The organism is Microlunatus sp. M237, assembly GCF_056896895.1.
Map to the genome: position 1 here is coordinate 998,654 of NZ_JBXHBL010000002.1, position 16,523 is coordinate 1,015,176.

19 protein-coding genes and 1 tRNA gene are annotated in these 16,523 nt (G+C 69.1%); 8 read left to right on the forward strand and 12 right to left on the reverse strand.

Annotation, left to right across the window (positions count from 1 at the left end):
• Positions 1-23: 23 nt before the first annotated feature.
• From AC1XX3_RS10925 to AC1XX3_RS10950, 6 genes are all read right to left on the reverse strand, one after another.
• Entirely contained in the window at positions 24-836 is an 813-nt protein-coding gene (locus tag AC1XX3_RS10925; protein ID WP_483321119.1) for an MBL fold metallo-hydrolase, read from the reverse strand.
• Positions 829-1,518, reverse strand: coding sequence for an NUDIX hydrolase (locus AC1XX3_RS10930; RefSeq protein WP_483321120.1), 690 nt, complete (start codon positions 1,516-1,518; stop codon positions 829-831). Before AC1XX3_RS10930 ends, AC1XX3_RS10925 begins: the two co-directional genes overlap by 8 nt.
• A 5-nt stretch (positions 1,519-1,523) precedes the next feature.
• Positions 1,524-2,009 (reverse strand): RidA family protein, encoded by a 486-nt coding sequence (locus tag AC1XX3_RS10935; RefSeq protein WP_483321121.1) that lies wholly within the window; start codon positions 2,007-2,009, stop codon positions 1,524-1,526.
• Entirely contained in the window at positions 2,006-2,176 is a 171-nt protein-coding gene (sp36, locus tag AC1XX3_RS10940) for a Sp36 family protein (protein ID WP_483321122.1), read from the reverse strand. The genes AC1XX3_RS10935 and sp36 overlap by 4 nt, the downstream gene beginning before the upstream one ends.
• A 157-nt stretch (positions 2,177-2,333) precedes the next feature.
• A complete protein-coding gene (locus tag AC1XX3_RS10945; RefSeq protein WP_483321123.1) occupies positions 2,334-2,774 on the reverse strand; it encodes a GNAT family N-acetyltransferase in 441 nt (146 codons plus the stop codon).
• Positions 2,775-3,206 (reverse strand): SRPBCC family protein, encoded by a 432-nt coding sequence (locus AC1XX3_RS10950; RefSeq protein ID WP_483321124.1) that lies wholly within the window; start codon positions 3,204-3,206, stop codon positions 2,775-2,777. It abuts the gene before it with no gap.
• A 181-nt stretch (positions 3,207-3,387) separates the two neighbouring features.
• Here AC1XX3_RS10950 and bagA point away from each other — a divergent pair, with 181 nt between their 5' ends.
• The gene (gene bagA, locus AC1XX3_RS10955; RefSeq protein ID WP_483321125.1) at positions 3,388-4,446 is read left to right on the forward strand and encodes an ATPase BagA; all 1,059 of its coding nucleotides are present in this window, start codon (positions 3,388-3,390) and stop codon (positions 4,444-4,446) included.
• Positions 4,446-5,573 carry an ATPase BagB gene (gene bagB / locus AC1XX3_RS10960; RefSeq protein ID WP_483321126.1) on the forward strand — a complete coding sequence of 376 codons (1,128 nt, stop codon included), beginning with the start codon at positions 4,446-4,448 and terminating at the stop codon, positions 5,571-5,573. Before bagA ends, bagB begins: the two co-directional genes overlap by 1 nt.
• On the opposite strand, the gene AC1XX3_RS10965 is transcribed toward bagB, so the two are convergent.
• Positions 5,532-5,816, reverse strand: coding sequence for a WhiB family transcriptional regulator (locus AC1XX3_RS10965; RefSeq protein ID WP_483321127.1), 285 nt, complete (start codon positions 5,814-5,816; stop codon positions 5,532-5,534). The two genes, bagB and AC1XX3_RS10965, sit on opposite strands and share 42 nt — an antisense overlap.
• A gap of 185 nt (positions 5,817-6,001) precedes the next feature.
• On the opposite strand from AC1XX3_RS10965, the gene AC1XX3_RS10970 reads away from it, so the two are divergent.
• Positions 6,002-8,521: a transglycosylase domain-containing protein gene (locus AC1XX3_RS10970; protein WP_483321128.1), complete on the forward strand. Its 2,520-nt coding sequence runs from the start codon at positions 6,002-6,004 to the stop codon at positions 8,519-8,521.
• 111 nt (positions 8,522-8,632) lie between these two features.
• Here the strand turns inward: AC1XX3_RS10970 and AC1XX3_RS10975 are convergent, their stop codons facing one another.
• Positions 8,633-9,109, reverse strand: a complete 477-nt coding sequence (locus tag AC1XX3_RS10975; protein WP_483321129.1) for a GatB/YqeY domain-containing protein — start codon at positions 9,107-9,109, stop codon at positions 8,633-8,635.
• 68 nt (positions 9,110-9,177) lie between these two features.
• Between AC1XX3_RS10975 and AC1XX3_RS10980 the strand changes: the two genes are divergently transcribed.
• Complete coding sequence (locus tag AC1XX3_RS10980; protein WP_483321130.1) at positions 9,178-10,107, forward strand: metallophosphoesterase; 930 nt, start codon at positions 9,178-9,180, stop codon at positions 10,105-10,107.
• 127 nt (positions 10,108-10,234) lie between these two features.
• Positions 10,235-10,311, forward strand: a tRNA-Pro gene (locus AC1XX3_RS10985).
• Between the two features lie 77 nt (positions 10,312-10,388).
• Here the strand turns inward: AC1XX3_RS10985 and AC1XX3_RS10990 are convergent.
• On the reverse strand, positions 10,389-12,023 hold the full coding sequence (locus AC1XX3_RS10990; RefSeq protein ID WP_483321131.1) for an MFS transporter: 1,635 nt from the start codon (positions 12,021-12,023) through the stop codon (positions 10,389-10,391).
• Between the two features lie 93 nt (positions 12,024-12,116).
• Positions 12,117-12,239, reverse strand: coding sequence for a hypothetical protein (locus tag AC1XX3_RS10995; RefSeq protein WP_483321132.1), 123 nt, complete (start codon positions 12,237-12,239; stop codon positions 12,117-12,119).
• A gap of 375 nt (positions 12,240-12,614) precedes the next feature.
• Between AC1XX3_RS10995 and AC1XX3_RS11000 the strand changes: the two genes are divergently transcribed.
• Together AC1XX3_RS11000 and AC1XX3_RS11005 are read left to right on the forward strand one after the other, a co-directional pair.
• Entirely contained in the window at positions 12,615-13,421 is an 807-nt protein-coding gene (locus AC1XX3_RS11000; RefSeq protein WP_483321133.1) for a CoA transferase subunit A, read from the forward strand.
• On the forward strand, positions 13,421-14,047 hold the full coding sequence (locus AC1XX3_RS11005; protein WP_483321134.1) for a CoA transferase subunit B: 627 nt from the start codon (positions 13,421-13,423) through the stop codon (positions 14,045-14,047). Before AC1XX3_RS11000 ends, AC1XX3_RS11005 begins: the two co-directional genes overlap by 1 nt.
• A 32-nt stretch (positions 14,048-14,079) precedes the next feature.
• Here the strand turns inward: AC1XX3_RS11005 and AC1XX3_RS11010 are convergent, their stop codons facing one another.
• The gene (locus AC1XX3_RS11010; protein WP_483321135.1) at positions 14,080-14,448 is read right to left on the reverse strand and encodes a hypothetical protein; all 369 of its coding nucleotides are present in this window, start codon (positions 14,446-14,448) and stop codon (positions 14,080-14,082) included.
• Between the two features lie 41 nt (positions 14,449-14,489).
• Positions 14,490-15,755: an aspartate kinase gene (locus tag AC1XX3_RS11015; RefSeq protein ID WP_483321136.1), complete on the reverse strand. Its 1,266-nt coding sequence runs from the start codon at positions 15,753-15,755 to the stop codon at positions 14,490-14,492.
• Positions 15,756-16,004: 249 nt separating this feature from the next.
• Here AC1XX3_RS11015 and AC1XX3_RS11020 point away from each other — a divergent pair, with 249 nt between their 5' ends.
• The gene (locus AC1XX3_RS11020; RefSeq protein WP_483321137.1) at positions 16,005-16,484 is read left to right on the forward strand and encodes a DUF1707 SHOCT-like domain-containing protein; all 480 of its coding nucleotides are present in this window, start codon (positions 16,005-16,007) and stop codon (positions 16,482-16,484) included.
• Positions 16,485-16,523: the final 39 nt, after the last annotated feature.

The following is a 16,523-nucleotide window of genomic DNA, read 5'->3' on the forward strand; positions in this document are numbered from 1 at the left end:
GGGAAAGCCTACAAGCCCGACCGTCAGGTGCGGCCTGACGAGCGCTCCGGCCGCTGCAGGTACGCCAGCTGCGCTGCCACCGACTGCTCCGCCGCCGACCAGACCGAGCGGTCCACGTCGGCGTAGACCCGTGCCACCACCTCCTCGGGGGTCCGGTCACCGGCGGCGACAGCGGCGCGGACCTGGTCGAGCCGCTTCATCCGGTGCTCCCGGTAGGCCTGCAGCCGCTCGAGCGGATCGGTGACCACCGGCCCGTGACCGGGCAGAATCGCCGCCACCGCGTGGCTGGTCACAACCTTCTCGAGCCGGTCCAGTGAGGTGAGGTACGCCCCGAGGTCGCCGTCGGGCATGGCGATCACCGTGGTCCCGCGGCCGAGCACGGTGTCACCGCTGAGCAGGTAGCAACCGTCGACCGGCAGCTGCACCAGCACGGACACGGAGTCGGAGGTATGACCGGGCGTGGCCACGATCTGCAGCCCGAATGCGCCGACCCGAAGCCGGTCATCGTCGCGCAGTCCCTCGAGTCCGACCCGGAACGCCGGATCGGCAGCACGGACCGGGCACCCGGCCCGCTTCGCCAAGGTCGCGGCGGCAGCGGAGTGGTCGGCATGTCGGTGGGTCAGCAGCACCGCCTGGATCCCGGCCGGCGCTGCGGTCATGATCGCGGTCAGGTGGGCCTCGTCCAGCGGCCCGGGGTCGACCACCACCACCGGCCCGGCGGGGTCACCGAGCAACCAGGTGTTGGTTCCCGACAAGGTCATCGGCCCGGGGTTGGCGGCTCGGACCAGCCGCACGCCGGCCGCCAGCCCGGCGCGAACCGGCTCAGCGTCAGTCATCGCCGACCGCCGACCCGTAGTCGAAGAACCAGCCATCGGCGGCGCGCCGCACCCGCGGGAGGACCAGAGCGATCCGGCGACCGGCGGTCAGCGCCATCAGATCCGCCACCGTTGCACACGCCGCGAGCTCGGTCAGAATGGACGACGTGGGCGGCATCAAGCCGATCGCTCCCGCCGCGGCCTCGGCCAGCGCGTCGGCGGGACGGGTCCAGCTCGCCCGGTCCGTCTCGCCCGAGAGGTCCGCGGCCACCTGCCCCGGCGGTAGGGCCGCGACGTAGAACATCGTGTCGTAGCGGAGCGGCTCCGGCTCCGGCGTCACCCAGTGCGCCCACGGTCGCAGGCTTTCGGCCGCCAGCACCACGCCGGTCTCCTCCGCCGTCTCGCGGACCGCACAGGCCCGCAGCGGGTCTGGTGCCTCGTCATCGACAGGGTCCACGCCTCCCCCTGGGAACACGACCATCGACGCCGCAAAGCTCATCCGAGCGTGCCGGTGGAGGAGGTACGTCTCGAGCCCGGCAACGCCGTCACGGACCAGCACCACGCTGGCCGACCGACGAGCCACGGCGATCGGGTCGCCCGGCCGCCGGGCCTCGACCCGGGCCACAAGCGCCGGCGGTACCTCCGGGCGGAACCCACGGAGCACGTCGGTCGACGTGGTGTCCGTGGGCTCCGGGGCAGGCACGAGATTCAGACCGGCTGCAGAACCGGTTGGGCGGCCACCCGGACCACCAGCTCCAGCTCCACCGGGGCGTCGAGCGGCAGGGAGGCGACGCCGACCGCACTCCTGGCGTGTCGACCGGCATCGCCGAAGATCTCACCCAGCAGCAACGAAGCCCCGTTGGCCACGCCCGGATGACCGGTGAAGTCGGGAGCCGCCGCCACGAACACGACCAGCTTGACCACCGCCGCGATCTGGTCGAGCCCACCGACCTGGGCGCTGACCGCCGCCAGCGCGTTCAAGGTCGCCACCCGGGCACAGGCCACCGCGTCGTCGACCGACACCTCGGCACCGACCTTGCCGGCATGCACCAGCGTGCCGTCAACCGTCGGCAACTGCCCGGAGGTGAACACCAGGTCGCCGGAGCGCACCGCCGGGACGTACGCCGCGAGCGGCGTCGCCACCGACGGGAGGGTCAGGCCGAGCTCGGCGAGCCGGGCAGCGGCATCACTCACGCATCCGCCCCGGAGGCGAGCGGGCGCTTGAAGTAGGCCACCAGATTCTCGGTGTTCATGCCGGGGACGACCTGCACCAGCTCCCAGCCGTCGGCACCCCAGTTGTCGAGGATCTGCTTGGTCGCGTGCACCAGGACGGGCACTGTCACGTACTCCCATTTAGTCATGGCCACACCCTATCGAGATGGTCTCCGGTGCTGACCTGGCGGAAAGTCTTGCCACCCCCTGCTCGCACCCGGAGGCAGCCGGCGAGGGGGACCGATGGACAGCCCACGAGCCTCCCTCATCTTGTGCGTACGCCCGCACGGCGCTTCGTTTCGTCGGTCAGGACGACGGTGGCCCAAGCTTGGGGCGGGCGCTCGGCCGCTCCAACAGCGTCGAATCCGGCGGGGCGAAGCCGAAGGTGGCATACAGGCCATGGGCGTCGGAAGTGTGCAGGAGCCAGCGGAAGTCTGCACCCGGCCCCGCCTCGATCATCGCGGCAACCAGCGCGCGACCCAGGCCTTGGCCGCGGTGCTCAGGGAGGACGAACACGTCAGCGAGATAGGCCAGGGCGACGCCGTCGGAGGTTGCCCGCGCGAAGCCGACCATGGCCTTGTCATGCTGCGAATACACGCCGACGACCCGCCAGGCAGAACGAACCTGCGCTTCCACGTCGGCGCGGGTGCGCCATCGTCCCCAGTAAGCCTGCTGGGACAGGAACGACCAGACCACCTCCAGGTCGACGCGGCCGGGGTCGTCGTCGAGTGAGTAGTCAGTTCGCACTTAGCTGCCCAGATTGGTGGTCAGCTGCTCCACGATGTCGTCGGCCACCCGGTCCAGCTCGCGCTGCACCACAGGTTGGGCGAGCTTGGCCAACCCGTTGAAGGACACGTTCAGCCGGTAGTTGACCACCGTGCGGTCGTCCCCCTCGGCCAGCAGCAGCATGTCCTGGGTGACTGTGGCGTTCTTGTTCGTCCCGACGAAGGTCAGGTGCCCGTTCTCGGCAGCCGTCAGGGTCACGTCCAGCTCGATCTCACGTCCCAGCGCCTCGGTGGTCGTGACCCAGGTGCTGCCCACGTCGACGGGCCCCTCACTGGTCTGTCGGCACGACCGCGACCCGGGGTCCCACTGCTGGCTGTGAGTGAAGTCGCGGAGATAGTCGGTCACCACCGGGACCGGCTGGTTGACCACAAAGGTGCGCTGGACGTCGACCACGAGATGACTCCTTCGTCAGAAACGGTGCCCCCACTATGCCCGGCGACCTCCACCTCGCCTTTGGCGGGCCGGGTCGCGGGACGCGCTGATCTGCCGAGCCGGGCACCGATCCGCTCGCGGCCACCGACTACCATCGACCCATGACGTCCTGCGGTGTGCCTGCTGCCCGCAGGAGCGGCCAGTGAGCCCCGCTGCCCGCCGGCCCACCGCAGCGAACACCACCCGCAGCACTTCCCGGTCGACCGCGCGAGCGCGCCCGACGACCCCACCGGGCCCGGGCGCGGGGCCGTTGCACACCCTGCACCTCGTCACCGGCAAGGGCGGCACCGGCAAGACGACAGTCGCCGCCGCGCTGGCGATAGCGCTGGCGACCGAGGGCCGGCGGGTGCTGCTGTGTGAGGTGGAGGGTCGCCACGGCATCTCCGAGCTGTTCGAGACCTCTCCCCTGGTCGGGGACGAGGAGCGCCGGCTGTGCCGTACGCCGTCCGGTGGGCAGGTCTTCGGGCTGTCGATCGACGCCGAGGACGCACTGCTGGAATATCTGGAGACCTTCTATCACCTGGGCCTCGCCGGCAAGGCACTCGACAAGTTCGGTGCGGTGGACTTCGCCACCTCCATCGCCCCGGGCCTGCGAGACGTCCTACTGACCGGGAAGGTCTACGAAGCGGTGCGCCGGCGTATCCGGGACCGGCCGGGGGCCTACGACGCGGTCGTCCTGGACGCACCGCCGACAGGTCGGATCGCGCAGTTCCTCAACGTCCACGAGGCGGTCGCCGGACTGGCCAAGATGGGCCCGATCCGGTCCCAGGCCGACTCCATCATGCGGCTGCTCCGATCGGCGACCACCGTGGTGCACATCGTCACCCTGCTGGAGGACATGCCGGTCACCGAGACCGAGGAGGCCATCGCCGACCTCGCCCCCACCCAGATCAAGGTGGGTACGGTGATCGCCAACATGGTCACCGAGACCGGCCTGGAGCGCGCGGACCTGGAGCGAGCCGCCCGAGGCGACATCAAACTGGCGGTGCCGCAGCTCGGCGCCGCGCAGAGCAAGGCGCTGGCGGCGGAGTTCGCGGCCGAGGCAGCGCGGATTCTGTCCGAGCAGGAGCGGCACGCCACCCTGGAGACGTTCGGCAAGCCCTTGGTCGAGGTGCGGTTCGACGCAGCCGGGATCGACGAGGCGGCGTTGTTCGCGGTCGCCGACCAGCTCAGCGAGCAGCTGCCGGCGGAGGTGGCGTGATGGCGGTGCCGTTCCTCGACATCGACCAGGTCATCGCCGACCCGGACACCACCATCGCGATCTGCTGCGGATCCGGTGGCGTGGGCAAGACCACCATCTCCGCCGCCCTGGCCGTCCGCGCCGCCGAGGCCGGCCGCAAGGTGGTGGTGCTGACCATCGACCCGGCCCGCCGGCTGGCTCAGTCACTCGGGCTGGGCGAGCTCGACAACACCCCACGGCCGGTGACCGGGATCGACACCAGCGCGGGCGGCAGCCTGGACGCGATGATGCTCGACATGAAGCGGACCTTCGACGATGTCGTGGTCGCCCACTCCACCCCCGACAAGGCTCAACAGATCCTGCAGAACCCCTTCTACCAGGCGCTCTCGTCGTCGTTCGCGGGCACGCAGGAATACATGGCGATGGAGAAGCTGGGGCAGCTTCACGCCCAGGCCGAGACCGAGCATGGCTGGGACCTGATCGTCGTGGACACCCCGCCGGCCCGCTCCGCGCTGGACTTCCTGGACGCCCCCGAGCACCTCAGCTCGCTGCTGGACGGTCGGTTCCTGCGGCTGCTGCTCGCTCCCGCACGGGGTCCGTTCCGGCTGATGAGCGTGGGGTTCAACCTCGTGTCGTCGGCCATGAACAAGGTGCTGGGCTCGCAGATCATCACCGACGTGCAGACATTCGTCACCGCGTTCGAGGCCCTCTTCGGCGGCTTCCGGCAGCGCGCGGAGGAGACGTTCGACCTGCTCAGCTCGAGCCACACCACCTTCTTGGTGGTCGCCACCGGCGAGCGCGACTCCCTGCGGGAGGCGGCGTACTTCGTCGACCGGCTGAGCGAGGAACGCATGCCGCTGTCCGGGGTGGTCATCAACCGTGTGCACAGCAGCGAGATCGACCTGTCGGCGGAACGCGCTCTAGCCCTCGCCGAGGACCTCGACCGCGAGGAGAACCCGTTCGAGGTGATGGCGCTGGAACGTCACGCCGCGCTGATGCGGGTGATCGAGCGAGAGAAGACGCTGCTCGACCGGTTCTCGTCAGCGCGCGCGGGAGTCGCCCGGACGCTGGTCCAGGCGCTTCCCACCGATGTCACCGATCTGGAGTCACTTCGCCGGGTTGGTCGTCTGCTTTCCGCACAGGACTGAGCTCCACGACGCCACGTCCGTCCGCTGCCGCAGCAGCAGTCGGCGCTCCCGCTCGGTCATGCCCCCCCACACACCCCACTCGATCCGGTTATCCAGCGCTTCAGCCAGGCATTCGGACCGCACCGGACAGCCCGAACAGAGCAGACGAGCTCTCTTCTGGTCGGCCGCCTCTGGGAACAGGGCGTCCTCCATGCCCCTGCACTTGGCGTGCACCGTCCAGTCCTCATGGTGAATAGCAGTCAAGTTCCTCCCCCTTCTCTGACGCCACAACCCCGAGGAGTTTCCCCGGATACTCCGGGGGCGCAGCACTACGTATGGTACGAATGCGTTGAGGCTCTGACTAGACACCGGAATACATATTTTCCAGTTCGTGATCCGACGCGGCGTAAATTTTCAATTGCCGCGGGGGCGTCACGTACCCTGTTGCAATGCCCCTAAGTCCTAAACGTGCCGGCAGCGTTCTCTACTCGCTGGGGATGTTCGTCGTCGTCAGTGTGCTCGCCGGCGTGCTGATCGCCGGGCTCTTCGTGCCCTTCGCGGGTCTGGCCGGCGTCAGCAGCAAGGCGGCGGCGAACGAGATGAGCAACCTCCCGGCCGAGCTGGCGACCCCACCGCAGGCTGAGCGCACCCGGGTGCTGCTCGCCGATGGGTCCACCCTGGCCTACTTCTACGACGAGAACAGAATCTATGTCCCGCTGGCCAAGATCGCTCCGATCATGCGCCAGGCGCAGATCGCGATCGAGGACCACCGGTTCTATGAGCACGGCGCGTTGGATATCAAAGGCACGGCCCGCGCATTCTTGCGCAACCAGGCGGCCGACGGCGTTTCCCAGGGTGGGTCCACCATCACCCAGCAGTACGTGAAGATGGTCCAGGTCGAGTCCTGCCAGGCCAAGGGCGATGCCCAGTGCGTCAAGGACGTGCAGGCGCCGACGTACGAACGCAAGGTGCGCGAACTCCGTTATGCGATCGCGCTGGAGAAGAAGCTGTCCAAGGACGAGATCCTCGAGCGCTACCTCAACATCGCCTACTACGGCGACGGCGCGTACGGCGTGGAGGCCGCTGCACGGCACTACTACTCCACAACGGCCAAGGAGCTGACGCTGGCCCAGGCGGCAATGCTCGCCGGGCTGGTGCAGAACCCGGACACCAACAACCCGGTCAACAACAAGAGCGCTGCCCTCGACCGGCGCGACGTGGTGCTGAACCGGATGGCCGAGCTCAACCTGGTCAGCGCCGCCGAACTGTCATCGGCCAAGAAGTCCGGCTTCGACAAGAGTGAGGTCAAGGCCACCCGGAACGGCTGCGTCGGCACGCGCTACCCGTTCTTGTGCGACTACGTCTACAAGACGCTCAAGAACACGCCGAGACTCGGCAAGACGGTCGAGGAGCGGGAGAACATGATCAAGCGCGGTGGGCTCACCGTGAAGACCGCCATCGACCCCGACACCCAGGACAAGGCCCAGAAGCAGCTCAGCGCGGTGGTCAAGCCCACCGACCCGGTCATCTCCACCATGAACATGGTCGAGCCGGGCACCGGCCTGATCAAGGCGATGGCCCAGAGCCGGCCAGTGATGGGCAGCGACGCGAAGAAGGGCGAGACCTACTGGAACTACTCGGTCGAGCCGTCGATGGGTGGCATCCAGGGCTACCAGGCCGGATCGACCTTCAAGGCGTTCACCGCGGCTGCCGCCCTGGAGAAGGGCATCCCCCTGACCAAGCGCTACGACGCCAAGCCGACAATGAACTTCTCCGGCAAGCCCTACCAGTCCTGCAAGGGCCGTGAGCAGGTCTACGGCGACTGGAAGGTGAAGAACTCCACCGGCACCAACGGCGTGATGGACATGTACCGCGCGACGGAACGATCGGTGAACACCTATTACGTCCAGCTGGAGCTGGACACCGGCATGTGCGACGTGGTCAAGATGGCCGAGAAGCTCGGCGTGAAGCTGGGGAGCCCGGACATCGATCTGGTCGACTTCTATCAGGACAAGCCGTCCTTCACCCTCGGCTCGGTCGAGGTCAGCCCGCTGTCCATGGCCGAGGCGTACGCCACCTTCGCCTCCCGCGGGATCCACTGCAACCCGATCATTCTCGACTCGATCACCTCCCGTGACGGCGCGGAGCTGGCAGCGCCGAGCGCCAACTGTGAGCGCGTCATCTCCAAGGATGTGGCTGATGGCATGAACAAGCTGCTGTCCAGCGTGATGACCAAGGGCACCGGACAGCGGGTGGCGACCGCTGATCGCCGTCCGCAGGCCGGCAAGACCGGCACCATCGACGACGACGAGGCGGTCTGGTTCGCCGGCTACACGCCACAGATCGTCGGGATGGCGATGATCTCCATCGACAACCAGCAGAAGCCTTTCATCAAGGGCAAGCCCGGTTTCCGCCGCAACGGCGTCGAGAACTACAAGCTGCCCAGCGGCACCTTCTTGGAGGGGTCCGGCAGCGGTGACGCGGGTGCCAAGATCTGGAAGCCCACCATGGAGACCTATCTGAAGGGCATCCCGTCCACGAAGTTCCAGGAGCCGTCCAGCAATGTGCTGCGCGGCAAGCAGGTGAAGCTGCCCAACCTCAACGCCCTCGGCGTGAGCGAGGCCACCAAGCTCCTCCGGGATCGGGGCTTCACCGTTGTGACCCGCTACACCTACAGCACCACTCCGCAAGGGACGTTCCTGCGCTTCACGCCGAGCGGCGGCACGGTGGCGCAGTTCTCCACTGTCTATCTCGTCCGGTCCAACGGCAAGGAGGACCCGCAGGTGCGGGCCCAGCGAGAGGCCCAGCGCAAGGCGCAGGAGAAGGCTCAGGAGCGGGCCCGGGAGAAGGCCCGGGAAGAGGCGAGGAAGAAGGCCGAGGACGCGGCGAAGAAGAAGAAGGCCGAGGACGCGGCGAAGAAGAAGGCACGCGACGACGCCAAGAAGAACAGCGACGAGGGCGGCGGCTAGCAGTACGGCGCCACCCGGGCGGTCCGGCCGCCGGGGTGGTCCGGCCGCCGCCGGTGGTGCGGCCGCCCGGGCTGTCCGGGCCGGAGGCGACGTCGGTGGCGCCGCGCTCGGTCAGCCCAGGGCGGCGAGCTGACGCTTGACCTCGGCCGCGACGGCACCGCCGTCGGCCTTGCCCTTCGTCTGCGGCGTGACCACACCCATCACCTTGCCCATCCCCCGCATGCCCAGGTCCGCCGCGCCGGTCTGCTCGATGGCCGTGCTGACCAAAGCGGTGATCTCGGCGGCGCTCAGCTGCTGCGGTAGGTAGTCGGCCAGGACCGCCGCCTCGGCCTGCTCCTTGTCGGCCAGCTCGGCGCGCCCGGCAGCGCGGAACGCCTCCTCGGCCTCCCGGCGCTTCTTCGCCTCGCGGATCACCACGTCGAGCACCTGCTGCTCCGACAGCTCGACGGCCGTGGACCCGGCGACCTCCGCCTCGGTGAGAGCGGCCAGCACCATGCGGATGGTGCCGGATCGGACCTTGTCCCGCTCCTTGATGGCGACAGTGAGGTCGGAGCGCAACCGCTCCTTCAGTGTTGCTGCAGAAGACATGAGGACCAGTCTTCCATCTCTCCGGCCGGGGTGCCGGCGGCCGGTCCCCGCCCTTGTAGCCTTCTGCCATGTCCGCCTCCCCCAGTCCTGCTCAGCGGGTCGCCCGCGGCGTCCTCGGTCTCGCTGCGGTGGGTGCCGGCTGCCTCGCGTACGCCGGTCTGTACGAGGTGAAGGCCTTCACCGTACGACGGGTCACCGTCCCGGTGCTGCCGGCCGGCGCCGGCCCGGTGCGGGTACTGCACCTGTCCGACCTGCACCTGACCCCGGGGCAGCGGGCGAAGCAGGAGTGGGTCTCGCGGCTCGGCGCCCTCGAGCCGGACCTGGTGATCAACACCGGTGACAACCTGGCCCACCCGGAGGCCGTGCCGTTCGTGGCCCGCAGCCTGGGTCGCCTGCTCGACGTGCCGGGGGTGTACGTCTGGGGCTCCAACGACTACTACGCACCGGTGTTCAAGAATCCGCTGCGCTATCTGGTGCGACCGTCGAGCACGCGCTCGCCCGACCTGCAGGAGCTGCCCTGGCGAGACCTGGACACCGCCTTCGCCGGCTCCGGCTGGCAGAACCTCACGCACCGCTCGATCACCGTGGAGATCGGCGGGGTGCGGTTCGGTTTCCGCGGCACCGACGACGCCCACCTGCACCGTGATCACTACGTCGAGGTGGCCGGACCGGTGGACCGGAGCGCGGTCGATGTGGCGATCGGGGTGACGCACGCACCATATCGACGGGTGCTGGACGCGATGGTCGCCGACGGCCATGACCTGGTGGTCGCCGGCCACACCCACGGCGGACAGGTGTGCGTACCTTTCCTCGGTGCGCTGGTCACCAACAGCGACCTGGACACGAGGCGGGTCAAGGGTCTGTCGTCCTACTCCGCGGCCGGGCGCACCGCCGCCCTGCATGTCTCCGCAGGGGTGGGCACCTCGCCGTACGCCCCGATCCGCTTCGCCTGCCGCCCGGAGGCGACGCTGATGACCCTGGTGCCGCGGTCCGGCTGAAAAACGGCGGGAACAGGTGTCCGTCGGTGCGGCCCGGCCGATGCGACTACACCTCGGCCGATGGGCTAGACTCTTCGAGGCTTCCTGGTCGCAGGACCGGAGCCTCCCGGGCCGACGCGGTCCGGGGCGGGGTGTGGCGCAGCTTGGTAGCGCGCGTCGTTCGGGACGACGAGGTCGCAGGTTCAAATCCTGTCACCCCGACCAACAGGTCCCCGGTCCACTCGGACCGGGGACTTTTGGTTTTCACCAGCGGCTCCCCTGGGGCACGGGGGCCTGGTCATTCACCCGGCCTCCGCGTAGTCCGGTTCTGCCGACAGCGACGTGCGCGGGGTGGCGGGCGGGAGCAGATGCCGGGTACGAGGTGTGCCGACCACGTGCTCGAACACCGCGTCCTCGATGACCCGGTCATCGGTGGTGAGCCGCCCGTCGTGCTGGCGCTGGTGTTCGCGCCAGGTCGGCACCTGGAACTGCTCCACGAACAGGTCTGGACTCTCGCCGACCTTGTAGAGGTCCCAGCGGGAGCCGCCGCTGCGCAGCCGCGAGCCCCGCATCGCCTCCATCGCCACCAGGAAGTCGGCCTCCTGGTCGGCCATCACCTCATACTCGATCGACACCACGATCGGACCCGCGTCCGGCTGCGGCTCCAGGGCCACGGTGGCCGCTCCCCAATAGGCGACCGGGGTGCGGTCGAGGTGCTGGTTCTCCGGCACCTTCAACACCAGACCGCCGAGTACGCTCAGCGCGACCAGTGCGGCCGAGGCCACGATGGCCAGCCGTAGCCCGCCGAGCTGGGTGACCAGCCCCCACGCCGGTGCGGCGATCGCCTGGCCACCGAGGAAGACCATCAGATAGATGGCGATCGCGCGGGCCCGGACCCAGCCCGGCAAGAACAGCTGCAGCTCGGAGATGATGGTGGACACGGTGGCCGTCCAGCCGAACCCGCACACCACCAGCAGCGGCAACGCTGCCCACAGGTTCGGGGCCAGCACCAGCGAGCCGAACGCGAGGGCGAAGGTGCCCGCGGCGAGCACCAGCACCCCGTTGGACGAGAGATACCGCTTCACCCAACCCAGGCACAGCGCCCCGGCCACCGCCCCGAGCCCTAGCGCCGCAAACAGCAGACCGTAGCCGTCGGCCCCGAGGCCGAGGTGCCGGCTGGCGATCAGTGGCAGCAGCGCCCACACCGCGCAGCCGGGCACCACGAAGGTCGAGAACCGCAGCAAGATCCGTCGGACCACCGGCTCATGTCTCACATACCGCCCGCCCGCCACCAGCGCCGGCAGGAAGGGTTCCCGCTCACCGTGGACGACCCGCGGGCGACGCCAGGCCAGCAGCACCAGAGCGAGGAACCCCGCTCCGACGGCGGTCAGCGCGAAGACCGGCGGGACGCCCCACCGGGCGATCACCACCCCGGCCAGGGCCGGCCCCGCCGCCCGGGCCACATTGACGCTGACCATGTCCAACCGGGTGGCAGCAGTGAGCTCCCGACGCGGCACCAGCTCGGTCAGGAGCGCCTGCCAGGTGGGGGCGAGCACCGCCTGGCCGGCGCCGATGGCCAGGGTGAAGGTGAGCAGCAGGGCCGGCGGCATCATGTCGGCGGCGGTGAGCAACGCCAGCAGCACCGCCACCACGACGAAGTACGCCTGGACGCCGAACAGCAGCCAGCGTCGGTCGAACGCGTCGGCCAGCACCCCGGCCGGCAGCGCGAGCAACATCATCGGCAAGGTGCTCGCCGTTTGCACCAGCGTCACGATGGTGGCGGCGTTGGGAGCGTCCACGAACAGCCACTGGGCGCCCACGGTCTGCGCCCACGCGCCGACATTGGCGACGACCACCCCCAACCACAGCCAGAAGAATGCGCGGCGGCGAAACGGCGCCCACGGTGATACGACCACCGCGGATGAGGTCTGCGTCATCATGTCCTTCCACACGAGAGCCCGTTCGAGAGCACTGAACGGGCAGGGACATGTTGCCGGAGTGACGCGGCAGCCGAACGGGCGGGTCTCAGATCACCGGCCGCCGAAGCGAGCGATGCAGTGCCAGAGATACTTCAGCAGCTGATCGTCGTGTCCCCCGGAGCGGGCCGCCTCGCCGAGCAGCCGCGGGTCGCACCAGCCATCCACGGCGATCACCCGTCCGAGCGCGACGACGTCAGGCCCCCGATAGAGCTCCTGACGCGCCAGCTCGTCGACGTGCAGCCGGAAACCGGGGTGCCACTCGGTCGGGAACAGCAGTCGCGACGGTGCCGAAGGCGGTCGGTTCGAAGACGCTGTCCAGAAAGCAGAACGTCGCCCGCGGCAAGGTCGCAGCCGTGAGCCGGAGGTGGGCGGAGCCGAAACGCAGAGAACCACCTTCGGGTCGTCGGCGACTCATCTTCACCCATCCGATCGCGTGCGGCGGTGCCAGGTCAGGTCCTGGGTCGCCGCGAGCATCGGCGGCCCGGAGCACGAGAACCCGGCCGAGTCCGTGCCGGCTGCGTAGGCTGGCTCTCGTCACAGGAGGTGCAGATGGACAAGGTCGTCCACGATCCCGCCGCGGCGGTCGCCGACATCGGCGACGGGGCCCGGCTGGCCGTCGGTGGGTTCGGGCTCTGCGGGGTGCCGAGCGTGTTGATCGATGCGCTGCTTACCGCCGGGACCACCGACCTGGAGGCCGTCTCGAACAACTGCGGGGTCGACGACTGGGGCCTCGGCCGGCTGCTGGCAGCAGGCCGGCTGCGCCGGATGATCTCTTCCTACGTCGGGGAGAACAAGGAGTTCGCGCGCCAGTATCTGCAGGGCGAGCTCGAGGTGGAGCTGACCCCGCAGGGCACGCTGGCCGAGCGGCTGCGCGCCGGCGGCTCTGGCATCCCCGCCTTCTTCACCGCCACCGGGGTCGGCACCCAGGTCGCCGACGGTGGCCTGCCCTGGCGCTACGACAGCGCCGGACAGGTGGTGGTGGCCTCACCGGCCAAACAGACGCGTATCTTCGCCACCCCCGAGGGGGACAAGACCTTCGTCCTCGAGCACGCCATCGTCTGCGACTTCGGCCTGGTACGGGCCTGGAAGGGCGACCGGCACGGCAACCTCGTGTATCGAACGTCAGCGCGCAACTTCAACCCGCTGGCCGCGATGGCCGGCCGAGTCACCATCGCCGAGGTCGAGGAGCTGGTCGAGCCCGGCGAGCTGGAACCCGACGCCGTCCACACGCCGGGTGTGTACGTCCACCGGGTGGTGCCGCTGACCCCGGAGCAGGCGGCCCAGAAGCGGATCGAACGGCTCACCGTACGGCCGGCGGTCGAGCCACAGACCGGTCACGCCGGGGATGGTGTCTGATGGCCTGGACGCGGGAGCAGATGGCCGCGCGGGCAGCCGCCGAGCTGACCGACGGCAGCTACGTGAACCTCGGCATCGGCCTGCCCACCATGGTGCCGAACTATGTGGCCGACGGGGTCGAGCTGGTGCTCCAGTCGGAGAACGGTCTGCTCGGCGTGGGCCCGTATCCGTTGCCGGGCCAGCAGGATCCCGACCTGATCAACGCCGGCAAGGAGACGGTGACGCTGCGTGCCGGTGCGTCGGTGTTCGACTCTGCCACCTCGTTCGGGATGATCCGCGGCGGCAAGATCGACGTGGCGATCCTCGGGGCGATGCAGGTCTCGGAGGCCGGCGACATCGCCAACTGGATGATCCCCGGCAAGATGATCAAGGGGATGGGCGGGGCGATGGACCTCGTGCACGGGGCCAAACGAGTGCTGGTGTTGATGGAGCACGTCGCTCGCGACGGATCGTTCAAGATCGTCCGGGACTGCTCCCTGCCCTACACCGGCCGGGCGGTGGTGCAGCGGGTGATCACCGACCTCGGTGTGATCGACGTGACCGCCGACGGTCTCGTGCTGCGAGAGCTCGCCCCGGAGGTGACCGAGGCAGAGATCCGGTCGAAGACCGAGCCGCCGCTGCGGTGATCACAGCACGCAGCTGATCAGCGGTCGGAGAATCAGTGCGGCCGGGGCTGATCGGCGCCGTGCGGCTGGGCGGGCGACTGGGTCGACAGCTCCGCCTGCGGCGTGCGGACGACGACCGCCATGATCAGCGATATCAGTCCGACCACGCCGACCAGCGTGACCAGCACGCTCCAGATCGAACCGATCGTGATCGCGACGCTGCCGAACCTCTCGTACAGCCGGCTCAGCGCCACGTTGTACCCGGCCTGCAACAGGCCCACCACGGCCAGCACGATGCAGCCTGCCAGGCCAAGGCTGCGGGAACGACCGCTAGCACGAGCGGCGATCAGGATCGCACCGACCGCCGGCACGACAGCGCCGGTGACCACAGTGATGAAGAAGTAGAGCAGCTGACTCGCCATGACGTCAGGGTACGCACCCGACGGCCCCCAACGCCAAGGGCTCAGCGGCCGGTGCCGCCGTAGACGACCGCTTCGCCGGTCCCGTCCAAACCGAAGGCGGTGTGCGCGGCCACCACGGCACGGTCGACGTCGTTCTCGTCGACCACCACCGAGATCCGGATCTCCGAGGTGGAGATCATCTCGATGTTGACGCCGGCCGCCGCCAGGGAGGAGAAGAAGTGGGCCGTCACCCCGGGGTGGGAGCGCATCCCGACGCCGACCACGGAGACCTTGCCCACTTGGTCGTCGTAGAGCAGATCCTTGAAGCCCACGTCATTCTTGAGCGCGTCGAGCGCGGCGATGGCCGCAGCGCCATCGTCCTTGGGCAGCGTGAACGAGATGTCGGTCCGTGAGGTCTCGACCGCGGAGACGTTCTGCACGATCATGTCGATGTTGATCTCGGTCTCCGCCACCGCCTCGAAGATGCGGGCCGCCTCGCCCACCTTGTCGGGCACGCCGACGATGGTGATCTTGGCCTCGCCGCGGTCGTGCGCCACCCCGGAGATGATCGCCTGTTCCATCGGACTTCCTTCCTCGAGTTCGCCGACCCAGGTCCCCTCTTTGTCGGAGAAGGACGAGCGGACATGGACCTTCACGTTCTCCCGGCGGGCGTATTCGACGCAGCGCAGGTGCAGGATCTTGGCGCCGCAGGCAGCCATCTCCAGCATCTCCTCGTAGGAGATCTGGGGGATGCGGCGCGCGGTGGGCACGATCCGTGGGTCGGCGGTGAAGACACCGTCGACGTCGGTGTAGATCTCGCAGTAGTCGGCGCGAAGGGACGCGGCGAGCGCGACCGCCGTGGTGTCCGACGCGCCGCGGCCCAAGGTGGTGACGTCCTTGGTGTCCTGGGCGACGCCCTGGAAGCCCGCCACGATGACGATGTCACCGTTGTCGAGCGCGGTGGTGATCCGGCCCGGCGTGATGTCGATGATGCGGGCGTTGCCGTGGGTGCCGGTGGTGATGATGCCGGCCTGAGAACCGGTCAACGACCGGGCGTGCAGGCCCTGGTCGGCAATGGCCATGGCCAGCAGCGCGGCGCTCATCCGCTCACCGGCAGTCAGCAGCATGTCGAGCTCGCGGGGCGGCGGGAGCGGCGAGACCTGCAAGGCGAGGTCCATCAGCTCGTCGGTGGTGTCCCCCATCGCCGAGATCACGACCACGACGTCGTTGCCCTGCTGCTTGGTGGCGACGATCCGCTTGGCGACACGTTTGATGCTCTCGGCGTCTGCGACGGAGGAACCCCCGTACTTCTGCACTACGCGCCCCACGCCGACTCCTTCGATGGTCTCGATGAACGCGTCTGGATGAATGCGTCCCTGATCGAATGCCGGACCAACTGTAGTGCCGTGGCACCCGTTCGCCGCCGGCCTGTCCACGCTTCGCCTCTCTCGCGGGTGTTCGGTCGGCGTCGCGGCAGTTCGCCGCCGGCGGGGCGCGACCGCCCGCCCGGGCTGTCTGCGCCGACTCCGGGGTGCATCTGCGCCGTCCGGTGGTCTCGTCGCGTGGATACTAGGACTGTGACAGACCCGTCAGGACCCGCCCCCCAGCGCATCGGCGACGCCGAGCGCGACCGTGCCGCGGGGTATCTCCGCGAGCATCTGGCCTCGGGGCGGTTGGACGTCGAGGAGTTCGACGATCGGCTGACCCGCGCGCTCACCGCCAAGACAGCTGGCGACCTCGACCCGCTCTTCTCGGACCTGCCCGAACCGAGGCCCGGCACCGGAGTGGTGCCGGTGTCGACCTACCAGGCGCCGCCGTGGCAGCAGTCCTCACCGCCGACCCGGGAGGTGGTCCCGCCGGCGGCGCCGAGCCCAGCCCTGGCCAAGTTCAACACGGCCGGCGCCATCGCCGCCTCGGTGGCCTGGCCCGCGGCGATCGCCTTCTGCTTCATCTTCGGCTGGCAGTACTGGTGGGTGTTCTTCGTCGCCATGTGCATCACCGGCTACTGGGGCCAAGACGAACACTCCCGTCGCCGCTCGGGGCACAAGCCGCACTGAGCCGGTGAACCCCTCGGCGGGTGGGTTTCTTACCTGGCC